The organism is Streptomyces katrae (genome assembly GCF_000966975.1).
Taxonomy (GTDB): Bacteria; Actinomycetota; Actinomycetes; order Streptomycetales; family Streptomycetaceae; genus Streptomyces; species Streptomyces katrae.
This window is the reverse complement of record NZ_JZWV01000585.1, coordinates 1-1,191: the sequence shown is the minus strand read 5'-3', so window position 1 is coordinate 1,191 and position 1,191 is coordinate 1. Positions and strand designations below refer to the sequence as shown.

Below are 1,191 nucleotides of genomic sequence, written 5' to 3'. Positions count from 1 at the left end.
CCCCGATCCTCACCGCCCCCCGGCCCCCCACCCCCCAGCGCCACCGCCGTGTCCCCCGTCCGGTCGACGCCGGGGACGGCCCGGACCAGCCCCTCGCCGCGTGGCCGTGAAGTCGTGGCGAATCCGTGCTGACGCGGCCATTGATTGATCGGCCTTCCGGCCGCCAAGGTGGTCACCGCACCCCGGATCCGGCCATCCGCCGCCCCGGACGTGCTCCCCCTCGCGACGGGACCGCGGGCCCCGGCCCGCCACGTCGCGTCCCTGTCGGAGAGGAGCAAGGCGCATGTCCACCACCCCCTCACTGCCCCGCCGGAAGCCCGGTGCCAGCGGACGGACCTTCGAGATGCAGGAGCCCGACCCCGCGGCCCCCGGCCGGGCCCTGCGCGCCCGTGCCGCCGAGGGCTGGGAGAGGTTCGTGCGGCGCGCCGACATCGGCGCCCGGCAGGAGGCCGGGGGAGCCGGGGGAGGGGACACCGCGCCCTGAGCGCGGGCACGCGCGGACCGTGACGGCGCCATCCCGTCCCAGTGGGCCGCAGCGGCCGCCCCGAGGGAACCGTGACCCCGGGAACCGTGACCCCGGGCGTGAATATTCGCTTGCCGGGGACGGGGGCCATGGATGCAATGGCCGCATGAGAGACGCCGGACGCGGCAACACGGGCAACCCACCATCCGGACGGCACGCAAGGGCGGTTGACGGCGCACCCGTCCGCATCGGTGCCCTCGCCCCGTTGACCCGCCCCGGCTGGACCGAAGCGGGCCGCCACCTGGTCGCAGGGCTCCGGCTGGCAGCCGACGAGGTCAACGCGGCCGGCGGGATCGCCGGACGGCCGCTGGAACTGGCCGTCCGGGACACGGCCGCCGACCCGCAGCGGGCGGCCGCGGCCGTGGACGAGCTGGCGGGGCTGGGCGTGGCGGCCCTGGCGGGGGAGTACCACAGCGTGTCCGCCCGTGCCGCGGCCGCCCGGGCCGATGCCCTCGGCCTGCCGTTCCTCTGCTCCTCGGCGGTCATCGACGCCCTCACCGAACACCCGGCGGAGGCCGTCGCGCGCCTGGCGCCCGCCCAGTCCCACGGCTGGCGGACCTACGCCGACTTCCTGGTCGGCGGCGGCCACAGCCGGATCGCCGTCGCGGCCGAAGCGAGCGTCTACTGGGCCGCCGGAACCCGCGTCCTGCGCGAACACCTCGTCCCGC

General features: G+C 77.3%; 2 protein-coding genes. Both read left to right on the top strand.

What is annotated here, in order from left to right; all coding sequences use genetic code 11:
- Window positions 1–283 precede the first annotated feature (283 nt).
- Window positions 284–484, top strand: coding sequence for a hypothetical protein (locus tag VR44_RS21075; RefSeq protein ID WP_045949112.1), 201 nt, complete (start codon window positions 284–286; stop codon window positions 482–484).
- 145 nt (window positions 485–629) lie between these two features.
- Window positions 630–1,191 (top strand): ABC transporter substrate-binding protein (locus VR44_RS21070; RefSeq protein WP_045949113.1); only part of this gene is annotated, 562 nt, incomplete at its 3' end.